The following is a 24,638-nucleotide window of genomic DNA, read 5'->3' as shown; positions in this document are numbered from 1 at the left end:
TTGAATTTCCATCTCAAATTGGTCAGCGGCAACTGCGATCGGTTTGGTCGCAGCTGTTATCTTACCGACGTTCTTTCGAAACGATTGCTTGCAGATCACGCCTCTGCCAACGGGCACGGCTGTGATGATAAGCTCCGAATCAGGTTGGCTGACGGCCATCGCGTACAGGATCGAGTACCTCGCGAGGCTGATATTCAATGACGCCGCAATGCCCATCGCGGTCGCCAGCCCAATGCGGATCCCCGTAAAACTGCCAGGTCCGGCCGATACGGCGATATTAGAGAGTTCCCGCTTTTCTATACCGTTTCGCTTGAGCATCAGGTCGATATTCCATAGCAGGTCCTCGGCACGCGAAACACCGCCTTCGCCGACCCAGGTATCAATGATCTCAGCACCATTTGCAAGCGCTATACTGCCGCCGCGAATCGCGGATTCAATCGCCAGGATCGTCGGAACGTTGTTCATGTCACCTATATTGCTCTCGTTTTGCGGTCAAGAATTTTGAGATGCCCGGCACTATTCGCTTAAAGATAGTGCCGATCTGATAATGGATGCGAGTCGGAGCGTCAAAACTTCCCTCCATATCGATCGTCGCATGGATCGGATTTGGCGGCAAACGCTTCTTGACCTGTGTCAGAAACCCACGAAGGTCGCTCGTCTGGCGATACAACGGCAGCATTCGAACGCCGCTCGACCATTCACGCTCCACTGCCTTGACCAGCCATTGCGGGATGTCCTTTGCCTCGTCGGCAAATGAAAGCTCGGTCAGATCGAGACCAAAATATTTGTGAGTCAGGCCAATGACACTGATGATCCACCTTCTTCGGATAGGGCCTGCGGAGTCAAGGCAGCGTTTCCAGTCAAAATCGGCCGGGCGGTTTTCGATGGCATAATAGAAATCCCATAACCGCTCACGAAACCAGCCGCCGTCGGTCAACCAATGCACGGCGAGTACCCGAAAATGATCCTCGGGCCGTAAAACGCGTATCGGTGAGCCATCAAGTTCGACAAGCTCCGATTTATCGAAGAGGTCCGTCCAAGACAGCGTGTCGAGATGCCGGAGTTCGCGATGGAGATCGATCGTGAGCCCTCTCCCGGTGTAGGCCCGCATAACGCGGTCAGCGGCTTCGAAATCACCGGCTGCGACTGCAAGGTCAATGTCGGACGTCGGGCGAAAAGTTCCCTTTGGATAAAAGCGGCCGGCGGCCCAACCCTTTATCAGGATCGGTTCAATACCGTGTGAACGGAACAGTGCAAAGGCCGAACCGATGCTGCTGCGTTCTATTGCCGACTGCAGAGCTTCCCATTTGGCGATTTCGTTGATCGGAGTAACGGATGCGATATCCTCGGTGAACACAAGAAGAGAGTAGCAAAGATGATCTATCTTCACTACTCTCAAGTTTACGTTACTGTTGCTATTTTATTTACGGAGCACAAACGCCGCCGGGGTTACAGTTAATCGTGCTGGGGCATGTCGGCTGAGTAGCACAGTTGCCTGGCACGGTGCATGCGCATGAACCGGCTGCCATTGCACTCTGGGGGGTCGCGAGCGACGCAATCACCGGTAGTGCCACCATCGACGCCAGTCCAATCTTCTTTAAAACTTCACGGCGGGATTGACCTGCAAAGCGTGATTCCGTTCCTGGTACCAATAGACCGTTTTCTTGAAGTTGATCGATCGCCAACCAAACAAAATCTTCGCTGACTCGTCCGCCGGCATTTGCCTCGAATTCACGAGCGATATCGGCAACTGAATTGCTGCCGTCGCATGATCTCCATACAAACGCTGCCGATCGATTTAGGCAATGGGCCTTGTTCGAGTCCATGTCATAGACAAGTACTTCGTCCGGCATTTCTTGTATGACCAGCCCATTATTGCGGGCAGTCGGGTTTTGCGGATTCTTCATCTTCTCCTCCAAAAAAAGTGATAAACACCAGTAAAGCTAAACAATTGTAACTCAGTTTTACGAATTGTCAACAAAATCGATGATCTTGCTGACACAGTTCTTAGCGCTGCCTCTCAGGCTTTCTGCAATCATCGCACGATTCGCGACCCTGTTCAATACATCCAATGTAAATTTTGAGTGAAATCTTAATGATATTGCCTGCGGCATCATTTTCATCGCGCCCACGCCGGGAGTTAGAACAATGGGATCCCAGCGCGACCGCGGACGGAACTTTGTCAATAATACTAATGATGCGGGTATTGCGTCAATACCTATCTCGCCACCCAGCGATTCCACACCGACATCCACTTTCCGGGGAGTTCCATTCTTATCGCGAATTGAAAGCTTTCTGGGAAATGGGTGAACTAAACCGTATCTATTGATCACGGCATACTCATCAGAATAGTACAAAGCACCTCGTTTTACAAACTCGGCAACGAGTGTTGTCTTACCGCTGTAACTATCGCCCGGGAAAACGAGTGCTTTCCCATTCCATCCGACGACACCGGCATGCATGAAAACGTGATCGACAGCATGCTCGGCGACAAGCAAGCGCACTCGAGTGTCGAAGTACTTGAAGTACACCCAATCGACCTCGCCGCCGCCCAGATCCTCGCCGTTTAGGTCCATACTCAGGCGGCTTTCGTCTTTTCCCAGAGTGAAGACATGATCAGCGTCACCTTTAGCTATTGGTGTCAAACGTCCGAGCAGAGTTCGCTTGACCACCGCCACGGCGGTCTCGAAAAGCGATTCGTCTTCGCAGTCGACCCGGACCTTTACGCCATATGAATTGAACGAAAAGTGATACATCTATGTCTTTGTGGCTGACCGTCTGCGAAATAGTACCGTAATCAACAATAGCGTGGATACGAAAACAACGCCGGCGAGCGGCAATAAGAGATGCGAATATCGGGGTTCGATCACAAATGCCGCGGGAACCGCAATTGATAAAGCAATAATACCGTAAAGCGTACTAACCCACTTATGTGAACGGCCGGAAATGACCAAAGTTTGATAAAGGTGCTCCCGATGAGCTGTCCAAACTCTTTCGCCGCGTAACATGCGCCTGAATAGAGTTAACGCCGAATCGAAAACAAACGGCCACACAAAGAGTAATGCAAGGAAAGGAAGGATGTTTGAATTGGCATTTTCCGACTGGCGAAACATAAAAGGCATCGATCCGAACGTAAAACCTAAAAACGCACTTCCGGCGTCACCCATAAAGATCTTTGCCGGTTGCCAGTTGTGAAACAGAAAGCCAACACTTGCGAAAATGATGACTCCACCTATAATTACCGCACCCGGCAGGCCGATCAAGAGCCCGAGGATCAACCAGCCGAGTCCCGCAGCAGCGGCCTGTACGCCGGCAATGCCGTCGATGCCGTCCATGAAATTATAGGCATTGACAAGGTAGATGATCCACAAAATAGAGATCACTATTCCGACTTTGCCTAGGTAGATAGGGGCTTCGATAAGCGGTATCGAAGCAGAGTCAAAAGTGCCAACGTCAACGATGACGAATGCGGCCGCCACCAGATGTACAAGCAGTCGCCACCCGAACGAAAGCGAATAAATGTCATCCAACCAGCTTATGGCCACGATCAGGACAGCACCTGTGATGAAACCGATCGAAACACTGTAATCCAGGAACCACGAACCGGACATGTAGGAGATGAGTACAACGGCAGCGATCACGAGGCCTCCGCCGCGTGGAGTCGGCGTTTCATGTGAACTGCGTTCGTTCGGGTGGTCGAGAAAGCCCCTACTCAATGTCCATTGGCGAAACCATTCGACGCCAAAATATGTGGCGACGAAAGCAACTGCAAAAATGATGTATTCGACTTTGGACAAATTAATTAGAACTTTAGCGCTTCGATGTATTTACGCGATGCGGTCTCGAGCGAGTATTTGCTGATCGCGGACGCCCGAGATCGTTCACCGTACTCGGCAAGCTGTCCTCGCTTTTCGTATATTTCGGCGATCACCGACACCAGTTTGTCGGCATTGCCCGGCGGCACATGCCAACCAATTTGATCTTCTTCGATAACCATCGCGAGTTCGCTATCGTCTTCGGTCAGTGCAAGGATCGGCTTCCCGGCTGCCAAGATGTTATATGTCCTGCTCGGCATCGAAACGCCCCGCATTTTAGTGACGAGCGAGACAAGAGCAACATCGCACGCATTTAAAAATATTATTTGCTCCGAACGCGGCTTTGGCGCAAGCAGTGAAATATTTGCAAGTCCCAACTCATTGACGCTTTTTCGCAGGGCCATTTCCTTTACACCTGCGCCGAGGAAGATAAAGTGAATCGTTGCATCGCCTTTAAGTCGGTTGGCACATTCGACGACGGTTTCGATATCGTTCGGGTAGCCCATGTTTCCAGCGTATAAAAACACGAATTTGTCTTCGAGGCCAAGTTCCTTCAACAGAGTGTTCTCTGATCGCGGTCTGGGCTCGACCGTCTCCAGCTCGGCCCAGTTTTGAATTACAGCAATTGGTATGTCCAGTCCCTTGGTCTTTTGTTTTATAAGGACTTCCATATCGCGGCCGACGACAATTATCTTTGAGGCGTGTTTATAAAGCCAGCGGTTACAATAAGTTAGCATCGAAGCGAATGCTCCGTTTTCTTTTGACTTCCCTGCCGCAAACAGAATTTCAGGGTAATTGTCGTGAATGAGAAGAACATATTGTGCTCCCCGCAGTAATGCCGCGATCGCTGTGACAAACGGCAGCGTCGGCGGTGTCGTAACGACCAAAATGCGGTCCTTTTGGCGGAAATTCAATAATCCCTTGAAAAATATACCAATTCCTAGCGTCACCATGTTGACCAGCTTATAGATGATGACGTTCTTATTGAGCGTAGTTCCCGCGGCACGGAATATTTCGACACCTTTCCGGGTCTCATGTTTTGGTGCACGAATGCCTCGGGCCGAATAGTTCGGCTGGCCGCATATAACTCTCACGTTGAACAAAGAGGTCATATCCTCGGCTGTTCGCGTGAGATAATAGCCGGTCGAGGTTTCCTCCGGATAATACAGCTCGGTAACGACCCATAGCGTCTGCCTATCTACTGCGTTATCAGTCATGTAACCTTACTTACCTCAAGTAACACATTACTGCGAGTGGTGATTTCTGAGGCTAAGATAGCCCAGCATGATCTTGCTGACGACCTGTGCGACGTTTTCGGCCAAATACTCCTTTGGCGGTGTCCAGGAAGCCGGTTGGGCAATGGCAAGTTCGACAGCACGAATGATCGCGTCAGGTTCGGCACCGGCTAGTATGTTGCTGCCGCATTCGATCGTTTCCGGACGTTCGGTAACATCACGGAGCGTAACATTGGGAATGCCGAAGATCGCACATTCCTCCTGAACCGTGCCGCTGTCAGTAAGAACCGCAAGCGAGTTCTTCTCAAGTTTTACAAAGTCGAAGAAACCAAAGGCATCCAAAAGCCGTACTTTTGCGGAGGCAGGTGCGATACCGAACTGGTTGATCTTTTCGCGGGTACGCGGATGGACGCTGACGAGAATTTCTTTACCGAATTTCACCGAAATGTCGGAGAAAGCCTTGAATATCTTGACCAAACGTTCCGGAATGTCGACGTTTTCAGCGCGATGGAGCGTTACGAGAAAATACTCGAACGGACGCACGTTGAGCTGTTTGACGATGTCACTTTCTTCTATCTTCGGTGAGAAAAAGTCCAGGACCTCTTTGATCGGATTGCCGGTAATGAAAATACGGTCTCGTTCGATACCCTCTCGGACAAGATTTTCTTTGCTGCGTTCGGTGTATGGCAGAAGGATCGTACTCGAATGATCGATGATGCGGCGGTTAACTTCCTCGGGGACGCGGTCGTCATAACAGCGGTTGCCGGCCTCCATGTGATAGACGGGAATATTGCGGCGTGCCGCAGTGATAGCCGAAAGTGCGCTGTTCGTGTCACCTAAGATCAAGATGCGGTCGGGCTTGTGTTCGGCAATGGCTGCATCACATTTGGCAACGATCTGGCCTATCTGATCGGAAAATGATGAGCTGCGGATGCCGAGATGGACGTCGGGCGTGCGGATGTCAAGGTCGCGAATGAAAATATCGCTTAAGGACTCGTGATAATTTTGGCCGGTATGAACGGTTATATGTTCACAGTGCTGATCAAGCACCTTCATCACAAGGCTGAGCCTGATGATCTCGGGCCGAGTCCCGAAAATGGTCATTATTTTCATAGAAAAGATCCGCTTGCCGCGACGCGGCTCAAAATGCTCAAAAGTGCGTTACTTTCCGGACATGAAACGCTCGATCTCGATACTAGCTCCGCCCAATAGGGCCTTTAGTTCGGCAATCGATATGTTGTTGTCTTTGGATGAATACTCGCTGGTTAGCACTGTCGTTTCTTCGTCCGAATCTCTCAGCTCCGGCAGAACGGGCAGGATCACGTAATAGCCGTTCGCCTCGATCGTGCGGAAACACTCTTCTTCGCTAACCATGATCTCGTGGATCTTTTCGCCGGGGCGGATCCCGGTGAATACGATCGGCACATCGCGGTCGCCCATCAGAGCTTTGGCAACGTCAGTAATATTGGCGGCAGGGACTTTTGGAACGAACGTGCAGCCCCGACGTCTAGCCCGGATCGCTTCGAAAACCGTATCAACCGCACGGTCGAGACTCAGCAAAAAACGCGTCATTTCGGGTAAAGTGATCGTTAACGTTTGGCCTTTTCCGATCTGCTCGACAAACAGCGGAACGATAGAACCTCGAGAAGCAATGACGTTGCCGTAGCGGACGCAGTTGAATGCGGCATTGCGAGAATCGCGATTGGCCTCGATCAGGATTCGTTCCTGCAGGGCCTTGGTCATGCCCATGACGTTGATCGGTTTGCATGCTTTGTCAGTCGAGATACCGATGACAGTTTCTACCGGTAGATCGTTCTCGCGAATTGCCCGGGCAACGTTCTGAGCACCGCCGATATTAGTCTGAACCGCCTCGAAGGGGAAATACTCGCATGACGGCACCTGCTTCAGTGCGGCAGCATGAAAGACCACGTCTGCCTCGCGCATCGCGGTAAGCAATGCCGCGTAATCGCGAACGTCGCCGATGCGGAATTTGAGCAGATCGTGCGAGTTTTCATAGATCACATCGTCGGTCGCCGTCTCGCGGTTGAGAAAGTCGAGCCGCATGTAGTGCTGTTTCGCCTCGTCACGCGAGAATACGGTGATGGAGGCAGGTTTGCCCATTTCCCCAGAAAGCAGGCGCCTGACGAGCGTCTGCCCTAGCGAGCCCGTGCCGCCGGTGACTAGAATGCGTTTTCCTTCGAGTTCCATTATTTATTTCTAAAACTGTCGTATGGTGTCGGGTCTGCCGCCATCAAGCGGATCATTTCTTTCCATGACTGAGGCTCGAAACCCGTTAATGCAGCAAACCGGCTGCCATCTAGACTGCGGTCGATCCTGAAATCTTCGTCCCTTTCGAGCGTGACACCCGCATCGTAGTACTTATTCACTAAAGTGAGCAGATCGAATTTATTAATTGGTTCGGCCGCTATGTGATACAAACCGCTGAGCTCTTGGTGATCGTTGATCAAACTAGCAATTATATCGGCAAAGACGATAGTTGGAAAGCCGGAATATATCGCATTTGTAAATCCTTTTACCGATTTGCCTCGGTTCGCCAGGAACCATTCGATCAGGCTATGCGAGGAGTCTAGTTCCCTGCCGATTATCGAGGAACGAATGGTCAGGCAATTTGGGCCAGTGACCTCACCAAGATTTTTGCTTTTGCCGTAAAGATCCGTTGCGTTTGGCACGTTGCTTTCGTTGTAGAACCCCTTGATGCCGTCGAAAACGCAGTCAGTGCTGATCGTGAACAGTCGAAAGCCGTATTTCTCTGATAGCTCGGCGAGACGATGCGGAAAGATCGAATTGATCTCAAGGGTCGTGATGACGTCTTTCGCCGATGGAACTTGTTTGATAATACCGACGGAATTGATGACGACATCCGGCTGTGCAGTTTGGACTGCGGCCTCGATCGATGCGATGTCTTGGGCACTCACGTTTTCGATCATCTTTGTTTGATCGAAAATGCCGTATTTTTCAATAGTCTCAAAACCACCTCGGATCGTACCGAAAACGTCAAATTGTCGTCCAAGCTCCTGAACAAGCTTGTGGCCGAGCATTCCGTTACCACCAAATACTAGAACAGTTTTCATATTACAAAGGCTGTAAGGCCCGAACGCAGGCTTCGTAAACATCATCGACCCCGGTCAAGTCGAGGCACTTGTAAGCGTTGAAACAGTCAGGAGAGTAACAACCTTCACATTCGACCGTGTGCCGAAACACGGTATGGCCGCTCCCATATGGGGCCCACCGGCCTCTCCAGTCTATCGATGCAAAAACTGCCACGCATTTCGTGTCGACTGCGGCCGCAAGGTGCATCGTCCCTGTGTCGTTGCCGACATACAATTCGCATTCACGAAGCAACGCTGCAGATTCGCGAACGGTCAATTTGCCCGCTGCGTTCACTCCACTTTTCCATTTTCCGATCAAGCGGTCAGCTTTGTCGCTGTCTTCTTGCCCTCCGAAGATGATTGGATATATTCCATGCGGTGATATCATTCGGCCTATGACAGCTTCGAATCGGTCTTCCGGCCATACCTTTGACGCCCATTTGCTTCCCGGTGCAACGGCAACTAACCGGCGATCACCGTACGAGCCGCCTGCGGCGTTCAAAAACCAGTTGTTGGCGGCACTAATTTCCGCGTCGCTGAGCATTAGATTCGGAGCGAGAGCGTTTACGTCGATCTTGATTCCGTCAAAAGTCAAACACCTCAATAAATGCTCCGACTCAGATTCTACGACTGGCGTGGGTCTCGGTATCGGCTGTTTCAACCCCGTCTTCCTCAAATAATTCACGCCTATCGACCTACGTATTCCGGCAAATCGAAAGAAGCGAAGGTCTCGATCGATCTGTTCGATCGTCCTCATCCGGGGCATTAGATATACAACTGAATCAAATTGTGACCGTCTCAAACCGATTGCCAGTCTCACCAAGCTCGAAAGCGCGGCGGCCTTACCAAGATTTGTCGGATATGTTAACCATTCGTCGATCAAACCGTCGGGCGGGAGCACCTTCTCCGCCGAAACATAGTGCGGATTCTTAACATCGGCATTTGAAAGCAGCCCGATATGAGCATTCGGAAATGCACTACGCACTGCCCACAGAGCAGGCAGTGACACAAGCGTATCTCCTAAATGGCCGATCCGAAAAATTAAGAGTTTCTTTAGATCCAATGCTATTGTCCCAGCGACTCTAATGACTCCACTGCATTAGTCAGTTCCGTCAGCCCGATCGAGCTGGTACCAACTTCTTCGACAACGAGGCCGGCGGCAATGTTTGCGAGACGAGACGCATCTTCAAGCGTCAACCCGCTTGCAATGGCGGTCGCGAGCGTAGCAATGACGGTATCGCCGGCTCCGGTAACGTCATAGACAGTTCTAGCAGTGGCCGCGAAATGTTGGCTATCTTTTGACTTTTGAAGAAGTGTCATACCTTCGCCCCCGCGAGTAATCAAAAGAGCGTCGAGTGCAAGTTCACGAAGTAACGTTTCGCCGGATCTTTCAATAAGATCGGCAGTTTCCGGCTCTAGTCCACAAGCATTTGCAGCCTCATGCTTGTTTGGCGTTAGAAGGGTAGCTCCGCGGTATTTCGAGTAATCCTTACCTTTAGGATCGACCAATATCGGCTTACCGCTAACCTTGGCAAAAGATATGAGATCCTCAGTCAAACGAATCGTCAAAAAACCCTTTGCATAATCCGAGATCAAGACGACGTCAACGTCTTCGATAATCGGCTTTATTCGCTCGAGCAGATCGTTGGCCGTTTTGGGTTCGATATCTTCCGTAGTTTCCTGGTCTAGACGAACAACCTGCTGATCGTGCGCCACGATCCTGGTCTTGACCGTGGTATTTCGATCTTCCAGCGAATAAAATCGGCAGTCGATCAGCGGTTCTTCATTTACCAGATTTCGCAAGATCTCGGCATCGGTGTCTTTACCGGTGATCCCTACAAGGTATGCCGTGGCCCCAAGGCCGGCGATATTCGCTGCTACATTCGCCGCCCCGCCGGCAGCAATAGTAGTACGCAAGAGCTTTACTACTGGTACAGGAGCCTCGGGTGAAATGCGGGTGACATTTCCCCACCAATAACGGTCGAGCATGACATCACCGATAACGGCGATCTTGAGGTCTGAAAATGTTTTTGGCAGTTTCATCAAAGTGAAATCCTTAATTAGATCCCGTTCAAGGCGATGACGCCGGTAGATCTAGGTCGACTCGAAGGTCTTAGGGCAGGATCATCCGATCTCCTCTATCCGCCGATCGATCATTTCGCACCAGATATGGGCGATCGTAATGTGAGCTTCTTGAATACGTGCTGTCCGGTCAGATGGAATGAGTATGCAGCTGTCGCAGAGAGATGCGAGCTTTTTGCCTTTGGCTCCTGTCATCCCGATAACAGTGCAGCCCTTACGTCTGGCTTCCATGACAGCGGCAATGACGTTAGGAGAATTCCCGCTTGTGCTGATCGCAATCAAGCAATCGCCCTCGTGAGCCAGTGCTTCTACCTGTCTGGCAAAGATACGTTCGAAGGAATAGTCGTTCGCAAGTGCCGTTAATGCAGATGTATCGGTTGTCAGAGCAATAGCCGGAAGAGCCCGTCGCTCAGTTTCATATCGTCCGACAAATTCAGCCGCGATATGCTGGGCATCTGCCGCACTGCCGCCATTTCCGCAAATAAGCACCTTTTTCCCGGCGAGGACGGCATCAATGATCAGGTTCGCGCATTCTTCGATGCCCTCAGTGCTTGTTGCAACTAATGCTTCAAAGACTTTGAGATGCTGATTCAGAGATCGTTCAACGATCGAATCGCCATCTTCTTGTGTTTCGAATGTTCTGATTTCCACTTTTTCTACAATTCCGCTGGTCGAAAATCCGTCGACGAGCGGAAGAGAGTAAACACGTCCGCCGTGGGCCTTCACAAAATCGGCTCCGATTATTTCGTCTTCTTTCCAATCGCCGCCCTTAACTAAGACCTCAGGTTTCAACTGCTTTATGAGATTTTCAGGAGTCAATTCATCAAATATCAGCACTTCGTCAACTGACGACAGCCCCAAAAGTACTGCCTTGCGCGATTCCTGATCCTGCAGCGGCCTGCCAGGGCCCTTTATTGCCGAGATAGACCTGTCACTGTTGATCCCGACGATCAATTTGGTCCCGAGTGACTTCGCCCTCCGCAAGAGATCTATGTGACCCGGATGAAGAATATCAAAACAACCATTAGTGAATACTATCATCCCAAACTAGCCCCATTATCAGCGTTTTTTTGATAAGGCGTTTTGCCACCCTCTGCCAACTCCTGGTTTGCCAAGAAATGGACATAATGGAGATCATCTACCTTATTTTCGCCATCGATCTCGATGAATCCCGCGGCATTCAGTTTATCTAAAACCAATTTTCGAGGTCTTTCTGCCGAATGATGGATCTCGATAAGCAAGTATTTGCATCGGCTGATCGATTTCGCAGTTTCGCTTTCAAATACTTCATACTCAGCTCCCTCAATGTCGATCTTACAGAGATCGACAATCTGTTCGCCAAAGACCTCGCAATAGACATCATCAAATGTCTTACCCGGAATTACGATCTGGTCCGTATCACCTTTGTCGGCGGATCGGTAGATATTGTCACCGGCAGATCCCGCACCGAGTTTTACTCGAAGCTCCCGATTCTCTCCGCATATTCCGAGATTAAACGCTCGAAACCGGCCATTTAAATTTAGACCTAAATTGAACTGAAGCCGAACAAACGTGTTCGGATTGAGTTCGACGCAAACAAGCTGACCTATGCTAATATTCTCTGCCTTAAGCAACAACGGAAAGCCGCCATTGTTTGAGCCGATATCAAGGACCTTGATATCGTCTGTGAGATCCATTTTTTCGATGTATTTGCGATACATCGGCGAGGTCAGCAATTCTCTCGCTCCATTTGCATCGCCCGATCGATGGTCGGACAAGAATTCTACGTCGCGCAATCGATAAATATGTCCACTCTGGGACGGAAACAAGATTCGAGACAAAATGAGATAGATCCGATTATCAAAGTGCCACATTTCCCGAAGGCCGCGTAGTTTGTTATTCATCATCTTCGTAGAACCGGAAATGTTGCGACTGCGGTCATTCAAACCCCACTTAACTACTCTTTATCCTTGTTCGGACTATGAGGTTGACCAGTAATAAACTTACCACAAGCACAACACCAGTTCGAACGATCGACGGGAATATAGTGGCGTAAAATGACTCATAACTCACAAGCGTCAATAATGGGAAATATGCTACTTTCTTCCACATTGTCGGATTAGGCGTTTCGATCAGAAGAGCATAGATTAGCCGCAAATATATCCCAAGCAAGAGCATTCCGATCGGTACGCCGATCGGTCCAAAATTGCGCAAAAGGTCAGCGAAAGGCGAGATCGCAAATGAATTGTCACCATAACTGAAATATAATGCGCTATATGCGCGGGCATCGGATGTCGGAGGCTTTTCGTTCCAAATAAAACGCGGAACGAACGACGTCAGCGTGTCGTTGATGATGTTGTTTTCAATGTTATAACTTGCCTCGTAAGGTGCGAGACGTTCGTAGTTCGCGACCACAACCGCGACGGAGCTGAGATTCTCAATGCGATCTGCAAAAGCTTGAGCACTATTCTGCAACAGAATGGCCGGGTCTTCGTTCGAAAGGTAGTCGATCGTCGCTCCCACCTGCCCGACATAATCGCCGGCTTCAATTCTACTTTCGGAGCCCTTAATGTTTCGAAATGCCGTGCCGTAAATGATTCCGATGAATACCGCCACGAGTACTAGCGTTCCAAATATTGCGGAGGTCTGCCAGCGAAGTTTGCGGCCTGAATAACGAAAGGCCATTGCGATCGGAATAATACTGGTCAACAAACCACCGCGACTACCCAACAAGGCCACACGAAATGGGATCAGGGCTATCATTAAGAACAAGACAATATAATAAGCACCGGTCTTTTCCTTGACGCCGAATATGGCGAGCCAAAGCAAAATAGTGCCTTCCGCCAATAAAACGAGAAGAAAATACAAAACGGCATCGTAGGTGCCTACCTCGATCGTCCGTTGAAAGCCCATGATGCCCTGAAGGAAACCGGCCAGATTGATCGCCAATCCACAAATGATAAGAGCCACACCCGCGGTCCAGACCCGCTCCGGTTTCCATTCCCAATCGGGCATTCGCGGTTCGAGCCGGCCTGCAAAATAACGCCCTAACGGAAGTGAATACCCAATGGTCAATCCGATAAATCCTATGGATATGAAGGTCAACGTAAGTGGGAAATTGTACTTTGGGTCGTCAATGAACACCATGAAATATGGATTGACGAGGTTGAATGAAACGATCACACCTCCGATCACAAATGCCGGAAATATATAACTCCATGCGGCGTAGACCAATGGATGAAATGGATCGAACTTTCTCTTGTAGATGAGGTATGCTGTCGGGGAGAGTACGACAACACCGGCTAATACGGCCCAAGGCAATAGGTAGTAATCACTTAGAGTGCCCGAAAAACCTCCTTCCAGCCAGACAAAACCAAATAGGGCCAGGAACGCAAAGGCCCACAAGATTATGCCTGTCAGCATAAAGCCCTTTCCCTTAATCGGTTGAGAGGGAAAATTGTTAAGGTTTTGAAGTGCCATTGTCCGAGATTCAGCTGTGTTTCAAACTTCTAATAGTATCGCGGTGGCTACATTTTTGTCTATCAAGGGCAAGTCTGCTAACCTTTTCTACAAAATCGAATTACGGTTGTCAAACCGATACTCGACTCCGATCCTAAATGAAACCAACATTTGTACACCGACTTTTCAGATCTTATATATTCAACACGCCGATCAATAAGGGCAAATATCGCTTGTCTGACCTTGCTCTTCGAATCTCACCTTGTGGAGCCGGGCGGCTGTTGGTCGAAACTCGAGACGGAAGAAATCTAACAATAAACACTGAAAATGCTTCGTATCGATTCATATACTTTACGGGACAGTATGAACAGGCGATAACGGAGATATTTTCGGCAATCGTTTGTCCGGAAGATGTCTGTCTCGACATCGGGGCAAACATCGGCTGGTACACGACCTTGTTTCAAAAATTGGTTGGGGAAAGTGGTGAAGTTCATGCCTTCGAGCCGGTTCCGCAGATGTTCGAGGACTTGAAAAAGAACGTAGAAATGAACGAGCCTCCGAAAAATGTAATTTTGAATAACTTAGCCCTCGGCGACGTTGAAAAAGAGATCGAAATGCATATTTTCGATGGCCTTCCGGACGGTCATGCGTCAATGGCCACATTCGGCGGAAGGGGTTATGTGTCGGTCCCCGCGAAAATGATCACGCTCAACTCTTACCTTGAGAATAATAATATTGATAACGTTCGATTTGTGAAAATGGACGTCGAAGGAGCTGAATTAATGATGCTCAAGGGTGCTTCGAGATTGTTTGAGCAAGAGAAGTTGCCGGTTATGGAGATCGAAATGGCGCTCGCTACTACGAGTGGTTTCAATTACTTACCAAATGATCTGATCGAGTATATTCGCGGACACGGATCATATGACTTCTTCGAGATCGATGAAAGTCGGTTCACGCTCCGCAAGATTGACGGATTTCAATCGGACGATATCGGGGCCAACGTATTATGCCTTCCACGCGATTTTGATTCAGGGCGACTAGCTAAGTGGTTTATTTAGCCAATTTGCAGACTGCGATGACGCCGTCGCTAAGCTGGGGCGAGATATTTACGGCGAGATCATTGATCAAATTCAGATACCACGGATTGAAAGGTCGGTGTTCGGGTCCGATATCGTAAAAGCAGAATTGTTCTACCGTGAATCCTGCCCGCTCGACAAGTAGTTTGAGTGTTCTGTATGAGTAATACGCAACATGGTCGAGATGAACCGGTTCGTTCTCACCTCCTTTCCCGCGAAGACCATAAGTTGCAAAACGCATTGCGCAGTACGCGTTGATCGTTGTGATCACGAGTGAAGTATCGGGCGACATGAATCGCTTTATACCCTCTAAAAACAGGCCCGGATTGTTCAGGTGTTCGATCATTTCTCCGGCAATGATCACGTCAAATGTCTCATCGACCTCGACTTCTTCAAGCCTTTCGAGGTCAGCGCGAAAGAGTTTTGTCCCGCCCGCTGCAACTAAGGTGTCGATGCCGGCCTGATCGAAATCAAATCCGTATAATTCCCCGGCCGTTTTCGCGAGTGCGAAATGAAGCAGCATATCGTTTTCGATCGCCTCGGTCGTGTACGGCCAGTTCGTGCATCCAAGGTGCAATACCTTTTGGCCGGCAACCGCTGATTTAATAAAGTCAACACGGTGAACAAGTTGCATAACAAATATTGAACTAACGCCTTAAAAGTGACCGGAATAAAACTCTTTCATCCTCGGTCACGAATTTTAGCAGCCAGAGTATCAAAATATAAACGGCTCCACCACTGAAACCGGAAACAAAGAGCGTTAGCCAACCCGCGGGTAGATTACTTGTAATCAGGTACTCAGTCACTGCCCCCGCGATCGACGCGATTCCCAGGCATACAAAGATTCGAGTCCAAAATGCGACCTGAACTCGCTTGAAGAATAATCGCTCGACCAAGAATATCGATAAAAAGATCGTTCCGAATCCAGCAAGTCTCGATATTCCGACACCGATGTTGCCGTAGTCGCCCGTCAATAAGAACATAAGCGAGATGCTGATGATCAAACAAACACTAATGATCGCGAAATTATAATGCGGGAATCCAAGTCCTTCCGTCATCTGCCAGGAAACCGTCATTATTGCCAACATCCCAAACGTAATAATATGGAATATCAATAAACTCGACGAGTTTTCGACGAAGGCATCGCCGATCCAAAGGTGCAAAAATAATTTCTCATTCACTATGACACTCATTATTATAAAAATGACGATCATCGTGATCACTTTTGTTGCTTTTAGGTAGAGTTTAAGTAACTTTTCGCGGTCTTCGTTGAGTTCGCTCGCAAGTGGAAAAATGACTTGCACCAAGCTCGAAACAAATCCGTGAAGATACATTCCTAAGGTCATCGGTACAACATAGTAGGTCAGACTCTCGCTTCCTAAGCGATTTGTGATCCAGCCTCGCTCAAACAAGAGCAATACGTTCGCGACGATCTGATACCCTACTATTCCCGCGCTATATCCGGTAACGAGGCGAATGGTTGTCCGGCTGATATTCAGCTTGAGTTTGAATTCAGGCAAATAGTGTTTTGAGACAACCGCAAAAATGATGCCGAAGACGACCAACGTCATCAGATTCCAGAGCAGAAGCGGAATTAGCCCGAAACCTAGCAACGCGAGCGCGAGATTTCCGCCGATCGAGATGAATCCGCTGGCCGTATAGATCCTTGAGTAGACATCGAACCGGTGAATCCCTTGCAGCATGGAACTGAATAACTGGTTCAACATCGAGACAAAGATCACCGCGGACGCGATATACATCGCAAGGATCGTTTTGTCCTGTGACGCCGGATCGATACGAAAAACCTCCCGAACAAGCCATGGAGAAAGCAGTACTATCGCGGCCACGCCGGCCAGGCCGATCACGCAATTGAGGACGATACTTGTTGAGATCACATCAGTGATCTTGTAAGCACTGGGTGTGTTCCGGTATTCTGCAACGTACTTTGTGATCGCCCTGCCGAAGCTGAATGTGAACGAATAGCCAATGAAACCCAAGACTAGAGCATAGATTCCGTAGTCATTGTTACCGAGTGAACGGACGATGATCGGTGTTGCGATGAAGCTAAGCGACAGCGGCAGAATCCACGTTAGCGAACCGTAAAAGACATTACGGATCACACTTTTGCCGGATTGTGATTGGCGCGGTTCGTTCATTCGCAGTTTAACGACCGCATGTATGATTCAATGACGATGTCCGCAACTCGGCGTTCATCAAAATTATTGAGGGCGAATTCTTGACCATTGCCGGCAAGCCGAACACGCGTTGCAACGTCGTACTTTAACTTCAATACCGATTCGGCGAGGGCGGAGCTTGAACCTGCTTCGATCAATATTCCGGTTTTGTCGTCAATGACCGCCTCTGGGATCGCATTTATATTGGTCGAAATACACGGCAAACCAAGAGCCATTGCTTCAAGCAGTGATATCGGCAGGCCTTCTACATAACTTACAAGTGCGAATGCATCCGCAACACGAAAAAAGCTGAGAACATCGTGACGATTGTCGCCTACGGTACCCGATAATATTAGCTTGAATGTATCGCCGAGACCGTATTCAGCAATCCTGATCTGGTCGCTATCGTCCGGCATTTTTGGTGTTAACCACGCGAATGTGACTTCATCATGGGTTTCGGCGATCTTCTTTGCGGCTCCGAGAAATATCCAACGACCTTTTCGGTCAATGAATTGACCAACGCAGAGGACAAGGAACTTATTTGGGTCGAGGCCATATTTTCGGCGCATTTCGGCTACGTCGACCTCGATATTTGAGACTTCGGCGATCTCTTCAGGGTTTACAGCGGTATAGGTAACCTCCATGTTATCAAAGAACGTGTCGGAAACCCATCCTTTCAACCGATCCTTTGTGTCCTGATTTGACGGAAACATATGGAAGCCCGGCAGACGCGAAACGAACTGCATACGCATTTTCCAGATCATTTCACGCCACGCTGATGCACGCGGCATGATATTGTGCATCGTAACAAATATATTTGCACCACGTGCTGCCAAGGCGGTGAAGAGTATCCACGACTGCCACGGAGCTGCCTCGATATGCAAAATGCTCGAACGAAGGTCGTAACGCATCAAATAACGAAAACTTGTCCATTCGGCATGTATTCGCCTCCATTGACGCAGGATCTTGGCGCGTATCGTAGGCGCAGGTGAAATGTCTAGACATGCATCAGTGAATTCGTACGAAATACTAAGCTTATCAAGGTAACTGAGGATATCCGGAAGGGATCGACTGGGCAGGATCACCTTGATATCGAACAGTTCGCGAGCCCGTTTCATTATGGCAAGTAAATATATCTGGGCCCCTCCCCATTCAACATAATTCCAGAGGAAGATCAATTTGGGCTTTGTCTTAATCATCGATAACGGCCGACGCGAACGTTTCGGAAAGTGGCCTTTCGTCCTGATCCAGAGCCCACGTTCCTTCAATGTTTCTGCCCAAAGCGAGACGGACAAAAAAGACTGGTAAAGCAAGAAGCCCAAGTATGGGGTGTCGTGAGCTTCCCAGATTCATGTAAAATCGACGGCGCAAGCTGTAAGGCCCGGTCGGATCGTACAAAAGCTGCCGTAGTTTTTCGGAGGTTGTTAAGTTTCGAAAGCCTGAAACCGGATCGTTCGGTTTGCAGAATACGCGGGCCCTCGGCTCGATCAATAGCTGCCAGCCATGACGGAGCATTCGCGGCGTGTATTCTGCGTCGCCGTATTGAACAAGCCTCTTCTCATCCATGAGGCCGACTTCGCGAATCGCGGCTGCCGGATAGAGAACACAATTTCCAACGATCAATTCGACACGCCAAGGTTTTGTGGGAACGGTCCACACCGTTTGCTTATACCAGTGCCGGAAGCCGCCGCCTAACAGTTCAAATCTCGGCGACACCTGAAATAGCTTATGCGGCGTTTCCCAATTAAGTAGCAATGAACCTACGACGCTCCGAGGATGGCGTTCCGCACAATCAACCAGGCTGACAATGCACTTTGAATCGAATATCTGGTCGTTATTTGCGGCGAGGATATAATCCGGTTCGTGTTTTAAAGCAGCGGCTAATCCGCGGTTCGTCCCGGCCGTGTACCACAGACTGCCGTCGCCAGTGACTATTTCAACCTCGGGGAATTCTTTGCGGATAGCGTCAGCAGTGCCGTCGGTCGAGCCATCATCAACAACAATTACGTGCAAGCTCAAACCTTCGCGTACTGAACGAGCGATGCTCCGCAGACAATGCAGTGTCTCGGCGCTCCGATTGTGTACCGGCATTACGATCTCAATTTTGAGCATTACTTAAATATCGGCCCGACCGTTTCGGATCGCATCACAATCGGCATCGGCCATTATTCGAACGAGTTCCTGAAAATGTGTTTTCGATCGCCAGCCAAGTACTCGTTCTGCTTTCGACGAGTCGCCGATCAGGAGGTCGACCTCGGTCGGACGGAGATATGAACCGCTCAATTCTACAAGAATGTCGTTCACGCGAACGTGAGCTTTTTCTGTTCCGGACTGGACCTCTAATATCGACGAGTCGATCGTTCGAACAACTCCCTTTTCATCGGAACCACTTCCCGTCCAGGCGATCTCGATGCCGACGTTCGCAAAGGCCGTTTCAACAAACTCACGGACCGTATGCGTCTCGCCTGTGGCAAGAACGAAGTCTTCGGCCACGGAGTGCTGCATTATCCTCCACATTCCTTCACAATATTCAGGAGCGAATCCCCAATCGCGCTTTGCATCGAGATTGCCTAGATACAGTTTGTTCGACTGCCCGGCGATGATCTTTGCAATCTCACGCGTGATCTTTTTGGTGACGAATGTATTCCCCCGGCGTGGCGATTCGTGATTGAAGAGAATGCCGTTGCTGGCAAAAACATTGTATGCCTCTCGATAATTGACGATGGTCCAATATGCAAAAAGCTTTGCGATACCGTACGGGGACCGAGGATAGAAAGGTGTTGACTCGGTCTGCGGCACCTCCTGAACCTTTCCAAAGAGTTCAGATGTTGAAGCCTGGTAAAATTTGGTTTGTCGCAAACCTGTCTCCCGAATTGCGTCCAAAAACCTTAAGGTTCCGAGAGCGTCAACTTGTGCAGTATAGTCCGGGATGTCGAAGGAAACCTTTACGTGGCTCTGTGCAGCAAGATTGTATATCTCGTCCGGAACGACCTTTTCAAGTAAACGGTTCAGGCTGCTCGGATCGATTAGGTCGCCATAATGAAGAAAGAGCCGTTTATTCAATATTTCCGGGTCGCGGTAGAGATGATCGATCCGACCAGTATTAAACGAGCTGGATTTACGAATGATCCCATGCACCTCGTATCCCTTGTCCAACAAGATCTCGGTCAAATAACTACCGTCTTGGCCGGTAATTCCAGTGATAAGTGCCTTTTTCATCTATTTTGCAAACGGTATGGATATCTCGCTTCTCTGTGTCGACAAATACCAGTCATAAGTCAGCCGCAATCCTTCCTCAAGTCCAGTCTTGTGTTTCCAACCCATGTTATTTAGCCTCGAGACGTCCAATAATTTTCGGGGTGTACCGTCCGGCTCTTCCTTATCGAAACGAATATTCCCTGAAAAGCAGACCGTCTTCTTTACTAATTCCGCAAGCTCAGCGATCGTGATATCGAAACCACTGCCAATGTTCAAATGCGATATGTTCTGCCCATGAATCTTGCTAGCATCCGTGTTTTCCATAAGAAAAACCACCGCATCAGCCAGGTCATCCACGAACAAGAACTCGCGTCTTGGAGTGCCGCTACCCCAAACCTCCACTTTATCGGCGTCTTTCATTTTGGCATCGTGAAACTTTCGGATCAACGCAGGTATGACGTGTGATCCATTTAGGTCAAAGTTGTCGTTGATCCCATAGAGATTTGTTGGCATGAGCGAGAAGAAATCGCATCCGTACTGAAGGTGATAGCTTTCGCAGAGCTTGATACCGGCGATCTTTGCGATTGCGTAGGGTTCATTTGTCGGTTCCAACGGGCCCGTCAAAAGGCACTCTTCAACGATCGGCTGCGGGGCAAGTTTCGGGTAAATGCATGAACTGCCCAAAAATATGAGCTTTTTGGCGCCGTACTTGAACGCAGCATGAATAACATTTGCCTCTATCATCAAGTTGTTGTAGATGAACTCGGCTCGGAGAGTGTTATTTGCAAGAATTCCGCCAACCTTTGCAGCGGCGAGTATGACGATCTCCGGGCTATTGAGGTCAAAAAAGGCATCGACCGAAGCCTGATCTGTCAGATCCAGATCCGATGAAGGGGCGGAAAGGATGTTTTTGCAGCCAGCTTGCATAAGACGCCTTGAGATGGCGCTGCCGACCATCCCGTTGGCACCGGCGACATATATATTTTTCTCACAAGGCTCCATATATCGATGAGAACGGCACGTTGCTCGTTCTAAACTGCGACGGCTTGATCTGAATTGCTCGAGATCACTTGCTGTTCTATCCATTTGTAGGTTATCGCCAATCCCTCTTCTAGAGACACTTGGGGTTCCCATGTTAGAACTTCTTTCAACCTTGTGTTATCCGAATTTCGGCCGCGAACGCCCTGCGGTCCGGTCACATGCTTTTTATCGATCTTAATTCCCGCGAACACTGCCACCATGTCAGCGAGTTCATTTATTGAGATCATTCGATCTTGGCCGAGATTGATGGGTTCGTGAAAATCCGAACGCATCAAACGATAAATACCTTCAACGCAGTCCGAGATATAACAGAACGATCGAGTTTGTTCCCCGTCTCCCCAGATCTCGATCTCGGATCGGCCGCTGAGTTTAGCTTGAGCGATCTTTCGGCAAATCGCCGCAGGCACCTTTTCGCGGCCCCCGTCCCAGGTGCCTTTCTCGCCAAAAATGTTATGAAATCGAACTGTCCTTGTTTCGATGCCGTAATCTTCGCGATAATGGCTGCACAGCCGTTCGGAGATGAGTTTTTCCCACCCGTAAGCATCCTGCGGGTATGCCGGGTAAACGTCCTCTTCTTTCAGCGGAACCACATCCGCGCTCTCTTGCAAATGCTCCGGATATACACATGCCGAGCTGGTATAAAGATAGCGTTTGACACCGCTTTCTCGAGCAGCTTCCAACGTGTGGAGATTTATTAGTGAATTGTTGTAAAGAATTTGAGCATGATGTGCTGAGATGAAGCCCATGCCGCCCATGTCAGCAGCAAGGGCGTAAACCTCGTCAATCCCATTCGTTGAGGTTAGACAATTTTCCCAACGTCTAAGGTCAAGCTTCAGGAATTCGTCCGCATCGATATCGCTGAATTCAGGCAGCTTAATGTCAACACCGCGAACCCAATACCCCTTTTCTTTCAAAAAGGTAACGAGATGGCTTCCGATAAATCCGCCCGCTCCCGTGACCAAAACACGTGCTTGCTCACCCATCCTAATTGTAAATCCCTATTGATCGTCACCTGCGTGATAACTGTCGCGGTGGTAATAACTCTGGTAATAGTAACTATTGTCGCTGGAGCGAAGATTGACGTTGTTCAGCACGACGCCAAAGATCTTTGCACCAATGTCATTCAAAAGCTGTCGCGAACGCCTCACTACTTGCCGTGAGCTCTTGCCTGCATGGACGACGAGAATTACACCGTCGACCATTGACGCTATAAGAACGCCGTCCGTGAACGATGCAATCGGCGGCGAATCAATGACAACGTGCGTAAATTGTTTAGACAACATTCGCAGAAGGACAGACATTTGCTCCGAGCCGATCAATTCCGCCGGATTCGGCGGAATCGGGCCGGAGGTGAGCAAAAAGAGCTTCGAGCCGGCGTCCTGCTTGACGACCTTTGGAATGAGATCTTCGCTCAGTTCGCTCGAAAGGAGTGTGCTGAGACCTTCACCGTTGGTAATGTTAAATACCTGATGCAAACGCGGGCGGCGCATGTCGGCGTCAATGATCAGTACTCTTGCTCCGGTCTGAGCTAGGCTGATAGCTGTATTGGTCGCTGTCGTCGTCTTGCCTTCGGAAGGAAGGCTCGACGTGATCAGCAGCGATTTCGGAGCATGGCCCGCAGTCGAAAGCAGGATCGACGTTCGCAATTGCCTATAAGCCTCTGCCAACGCCGAGTTGGAATCTGCGTACAATAGCAACTCCGACTTACTTCGGTCTTCCTCCTCCTCGGTGCCGCCGACCAAGGCAAGTTTTCGTTTCGGTAACGAATCGATATTGGGAATTGCAGCCAATGCCGGCAATTGGAGGTAATTTTCGATCTCTTCGGTCGAACGTATTGTGTCGTCGAGATATTCGAGAAAAAGTGCTAACCCCATTCCGAACAGCGTCGATAAAAACAGTGCCGCAATAACAGTAGTAAGCCGACGTGGCGATACTGCCGTGTCGGGTGGGATCGCGATCTCGGTGACGCTAATGTTGTTATCCGATCCCTGTGAAGCAACGTCGTTACCACTGACCTGTTTACGGAGGTTTTCGAGAAATCCCTTGTTGGTATCGATCGTTTGCTTGAGCAATCCGAGTTTCACCGCACCTTGATTCTGGCCTTGAGCCTGATTGTATTGCTGATTGAAGGCGGAACGAATATCGTCTTCCTGCTTCTTGGTCTGTAGGAACTTGGTTCGAAGATTCTCGATCAGCGTGGTTTGAGCACGCTTTCTGAAGCTCTCGAGACTCTTGTCAAAATCCGTCATCGCCTTATCGAGCGATGATTGATAACTATTGATCTGAGCGTCGATCTCTTTGATCTCAGGAGCTCCTTCTTGATATTCCTGCAGAAGCTTTGCACGGTTTTGCCGGAGATCTGCAACACGCTTAAGGGTATCGGTTTGGAGCGTTCGGATATTATTTTCCTGCTCAGTAATAAATCGAACCGAAAGTTCTTCGACCTGAGCTTTAAGCCTCGCCGGATCTGCCTCGACCGTACGATAATTTGCTTCAGCGTTCTTTCGGTTATTCTCTGCTTCGAGCAGTTGCTTATTGAGTCCGGCAAGGCGTTCAAGAACTACGGTTTGCTCACCGTCAGTCTTTAGAATTCCCTCATCCTTTGTAAGGTTGAAGAGCTTCTCTTCGTCCGATTTGATCTCAGCCTGCAGCCCGGCAATTCGATCTTGAAGAAAATCGTTCGTTTTGCGGCTCGTGCCCGAACGCTTTTCCTGATTCATCGTCGTAAATGTCTCCGCAAGACCGTTCGTAACGAACGCCGCCAGGAACGGGTTTGTGTTCGAAAATCTTAACTCGATCAATCGGGTGTCCTTAACCGTGACGCGGGCGTCGCGTACCGGCTCAACACTGAGGCTTTTTCGAATTAGCTCCACAAAGGGAGCTAGACGCACGGCCTCGGCCATGTCTTCGGAACTTGCAAGTGAAGAATCTGCAATGATTGACTCATCTGCGGTCGGCGGGCTGCTTGCCATTCCCACCGATCGCAGTAAACTTCGCCACCAAGAAACGCTTCCTTCTGCCCGTGCAAGCTGAAATTCCTTGTTCGTGTCAAGATTGTGTTCTTTTACAACTCGTCGAAGTACACTGTCGCTGGCCAAAAGCTGCAACTGTGTATTGAAGTATGACGGGTCCGGATTAGAGGCGGGCCTCTGCAGATCTTTTGTGACAAGGTCGGGGTTATTTTGTTCCAGATCGACCTGAACGACGGCTCGAGCCATATAAATATTGGGCTTGCGAGCCATATATATCGCTGTTAGGGTCGTGATCAGTACGGCAATTCCGATTACCAGCCACAAGCGCTTGCGGATGGCGTGCCAATAATCAGCCAGCTGAAAGCCGTCCGGTGTGACGTTGTCACGGTACTGCGGATACCGGCCCGTTCCAGCGATCGCGGGTTCGAACTGGCGTTCGAGTTCGACCGATTCAGCCATCGGCGTCGGCATTATGCTGCGTGTCTCTTTCATATCGA

23 protein-coding genes are annotated in these 24,638 nt (G+C 49.5%); 1 reads left to right on the top strand and 22 read right to left on the bottom strand.

Features of this window, described 5'->3' with window-relative positions; all coding sequences use genetic code 11:
• The 14 genes from tsaB to IPK01_19135 form a co-directional block, all read right to left on the bottom strand.
• Window positions 1–465, bottom strand: a 465-nt coding sequence (tsaB, locus tag IPK01_19200; protein ID MBK7935555.1) for a tRNA (adenosine(37)-N6)-threonylcarbamoyltransferase complex dimerization subunit type 1 TsaB, incomplete at its 3' end; no start/stop codon positions are given.
• 1 nt (window position 466) lies between these two features.
• Complete coding sequence (locus IPK01_19195) at window positions 467–1,390, bottom strand: nucleotidyltransferase family protein (protein MBK7935554.1); 924 nt, start codon at window positions 1,388–1,390, stop codon at window positions 467–469.
• Between the two features lie 34 nt (window positions 1,391–1,424).
• Window positions 1,425–1,907, bottom strand: coding sequence for a PqqD family protein (locus IPK01_19190; protein MBK7935553.1), 483 nt, complete (start codon window positions 1,905–1,907; stop codon window positions 1,425–1,427).
• 57 nt (window positions 1,908–1,964) lie between these two features.
• Window positions 1,965–2,756: a hypothetical protein gene (locus IPK01_19185; protein MBK7935552.1), complete on the bottom strand. Its 792-nt coding sequence runs from the start codon at window positions 2,754–2,756 to the stop codon at window positions 1,965–1,967.
• A complete protein-coding gene (locus IPK01_19180) occupies window positions 2,757–3,797 on the bottom strand; it encodes a glycosyltransferase family 4 protein (GenBank protein MBK7935551.1) in 1,041 nt (346 codons plus the stop codon).
• A gap of 5 nt (window positions 3,798–3,802) precedes the next feature.
• Complete coding sequence (locus IPK01_19175; GenBank protein MBK7935550.1) at window positions 3,803–5,032, bottom strand: glycosyltransferase family 4 protein; 1,230 nt, start codon at window positions 5,030–5,032, stop codon at window positions 3,803–3,805.
• Window positions 5,033–5,059: 27 nt separating this feature from the next.
• A complete protein-coding gene (wecB, locus tag IPK01_19170; protein ID MBK7935549.1) occupies window positions 5,060–6,163 on the bottom strand; it encodes a UDP-N-acetylglucosamine 2-epimerase (non-hydrolyzing) in 1,104 nt (367 codons plus the stop codon).
• Window positions 6,164–6,211: 48 nt separating this feature from the next.
• Complete coding sequence (locus IPK01_19165) at window positions 6,212–7,258, bottom strand: polysaccharide biosynthesis protein (protein ID MBK7935548.1); 1,047 nt, start codon at window positions 7,256–7,258, stop codon at window positions 6,212–6,214.
• Entirely contained in the window at window positions 7,258–8,142 is an 885-nt protein-coding gene (locus IPK01_19160) for an SDR family oxidoreductase (GenBank protein MBK7935547.1), read from the bottom strand. The genes IPK01_19165 and IPK01_19160 overlap by 1 nt, the downstream gene beginning before the upstream one ends.
• Before the next feature lies 1 nt (window position 8,143).
• On the bottom strand, window positions 8,144–9,169 hold the full coding sequence (locus IPK01_19155; GenBank protein MBK7935546.1) for a glycosyltransferase family 9 protein: 1,026 nt from the start codon (window positions 9,167–9,169) through the stop codon (window positions 8,144–8,146).
• Window positions 9,170–9,225: 56 nt separating this feature from the next.
• Window positions 9,226–10,203 carry a D-glycero-beta-D-manno-heptose-7-phosphate kinase gene (rfaE1, locus tag IPK01_19150; GenBank protein MBK7935545.1) on the bottom strand — a complete coding sequence of 326 codons (978 nt, stop codon included), beginning with the start codon at window positions 10,201–10,203 and terminating at the stop codon, window positions 9,226–9,228.
• Window positions 10,204–10,284: 81 nt separating this feature from the next.
• On the bottom strand, window positions 10,285–11,283 hold the full coding sequence (locus tag IPK01_19145) for an SIS domain-containing protein (GenBank protein MBK7935544.1): 999 nt from the start codon (window positions 11,281–11,283) through the stop codon (window positions 10,285–10,287).
• Entirely contained in the window at window positions 11,280–12,017 is a 738-nt protein-coding gene (locus tag IPK01_19140; protein ID MBK7935543.1) for an FkbM family methyltransferase, read from the bottom strand. Before IPK01_19140 ends, IPK01_19145 begins: the two co-directional genes overlap by 4 nt.
• Before the next feature lie 157 nt (window positions 12,018–12,174).
• On the bottom strand, window positions 12,175–13,644 hold the full coding sequence (locus IPK01_19135) for a hypothetical protein (protein ID MBK7935542.1): 1,470 nt from the start codon (window positions 13,642–13,644) through the stop codon (window positions 12,175–12,177).
• A 194-nt stretch (window positions 13,645–13,838) separates the two neighbouring features.
• On the opposite strand from IPK01_19135, the gene IPK01_19130 reads away from it, so the two are divergent.
• Entirely contained in the window at window positions 13,839–14,738 is a 900-nt protein-coding gene (locus IPK01_19130) for an FkbM family methyltransferase (protein ID MBK7935541.1), read from the top strand.
• Here IPK01_19130 and IPK01_19125 read toward each other — a convergent pair.
• Genes IPK01_19125 through IPK01_19090 form a run of 8 tightly spaced genes read right to left on the bottom strand, consistent with a single transcriptional unit; the run spans window position 14,731 to window position 24,633 of the window.
• Window positions 14,731–15,390, bottom strand: coding sequence for a class I SAM-dependent methyltransferase (locus IPK01_19125; protein MBK7935540.1), 660 nt, complete (start codon window positions 15,388–15,390; stop codon window positions 14,731–14,733). The genes IPK01_19130 and IPK01_19125 overlap by 8 nt on opposite strands.
• Before the next feature lie 13 nt (window positions 15,391–15,403).
• Window positions 15,404–16,912 carry an oligosaccharide flippase family protein gene (locus tag IPK01_19120; GenBank protein ID MBK7935539.1) on the bottom strand — a complete coding sequence of 503 codons (1,509 nt, stop codon included), beginning with the start codon at window positions 16,910–16,912 and terminating at the stop codon, window positions 15,404–15,406.
• A complete protein-coding gene (locus IPK01_19115) occupies window positions 16,909–18,129 on the bottom strand; it encodes a glycosyltransferase family 4 protein (protein ID MBK7935538.1) in 1,221 nt (406 codons plus the stop codon). Before IPK01_19115 ends, IPK01_19120 begins: the two co-directional genes overlap by 4 nt.
• Window positions 18,122–19,042, bottom strand: a complete 921-nt coding sequence (locus IPK01_19110) for a glycosyltransferase family 2 protein (GenBank protein MBK7935537.1) — start codon at window positions 19,040–19,042, stop codon at window positions 18,122–18,124. Before IPK01_19110 ends, IPK01_19115 begins: the two co-directional genes overlap by 8 nt.
• Before the next feature lie 3 nt (window positions 19,043–19,045).
• Entirely contained in the window at window positions 19,046–20,149 is a 1,104-nt protein-coding gene (gene gmd / locus IPK01_19105) for a GDP-mannose 4,6-dehydratase (GenBank protein MBK7935536.1), read from the bottom strand.
• Window positions 20,150–21,130, bottom strand: a complete 981-nt coding sequence (locus IPK01_19100; protein MBK7935535.1) for a GDP-L-fucose synthase — start codon at window positions 21,128–21,130, stop codon at window positions 20,150–20,152. It lies immediately after the preceding gene.
• 29 nt (window positions 21,131–21,159) lie between these two features.
• On the bottom strand, window positions 21,160–22,152 hold the full coding sequence (locus IPK01_19095; protein ID MBK7935534.1) for an NAD-dependent epimerase/dehydratase family protein: 993 nt from the start codon (window positions 22,150–22,152) through the stop codon (window positions 21,160–21,162).
• A 15-nt stretch (window positions 22,153–22,167) separates the two neighbouring features.
• Window positions 22,168–24,633, bottom strand: coding sequence for a polysaccharide biosynthesis tyrosine autokinase (locus IPK01_19090; GenBank protein MBK7935533.1), 2,466 nt, complete (start codon window positions 24,631–24,633; stop codon window positions 22,168–22,170).
• Between the last annotated feature and the right edge of the window lie 5 nt (window positions 24,634–24,638).

This window comes from Acidobacteriota bacterium (assembly GCA_016713675.1).
GTDB lineage: Bacteria > Acidobacteriota > Blastocatellia > Pyrinomonadales > Pyrinomonadaceae > OLB17.
Note: the sequence above shows the minus strand (reverse complement) of the source record. Positions and strands in the feature narration are given on the sequence as shown.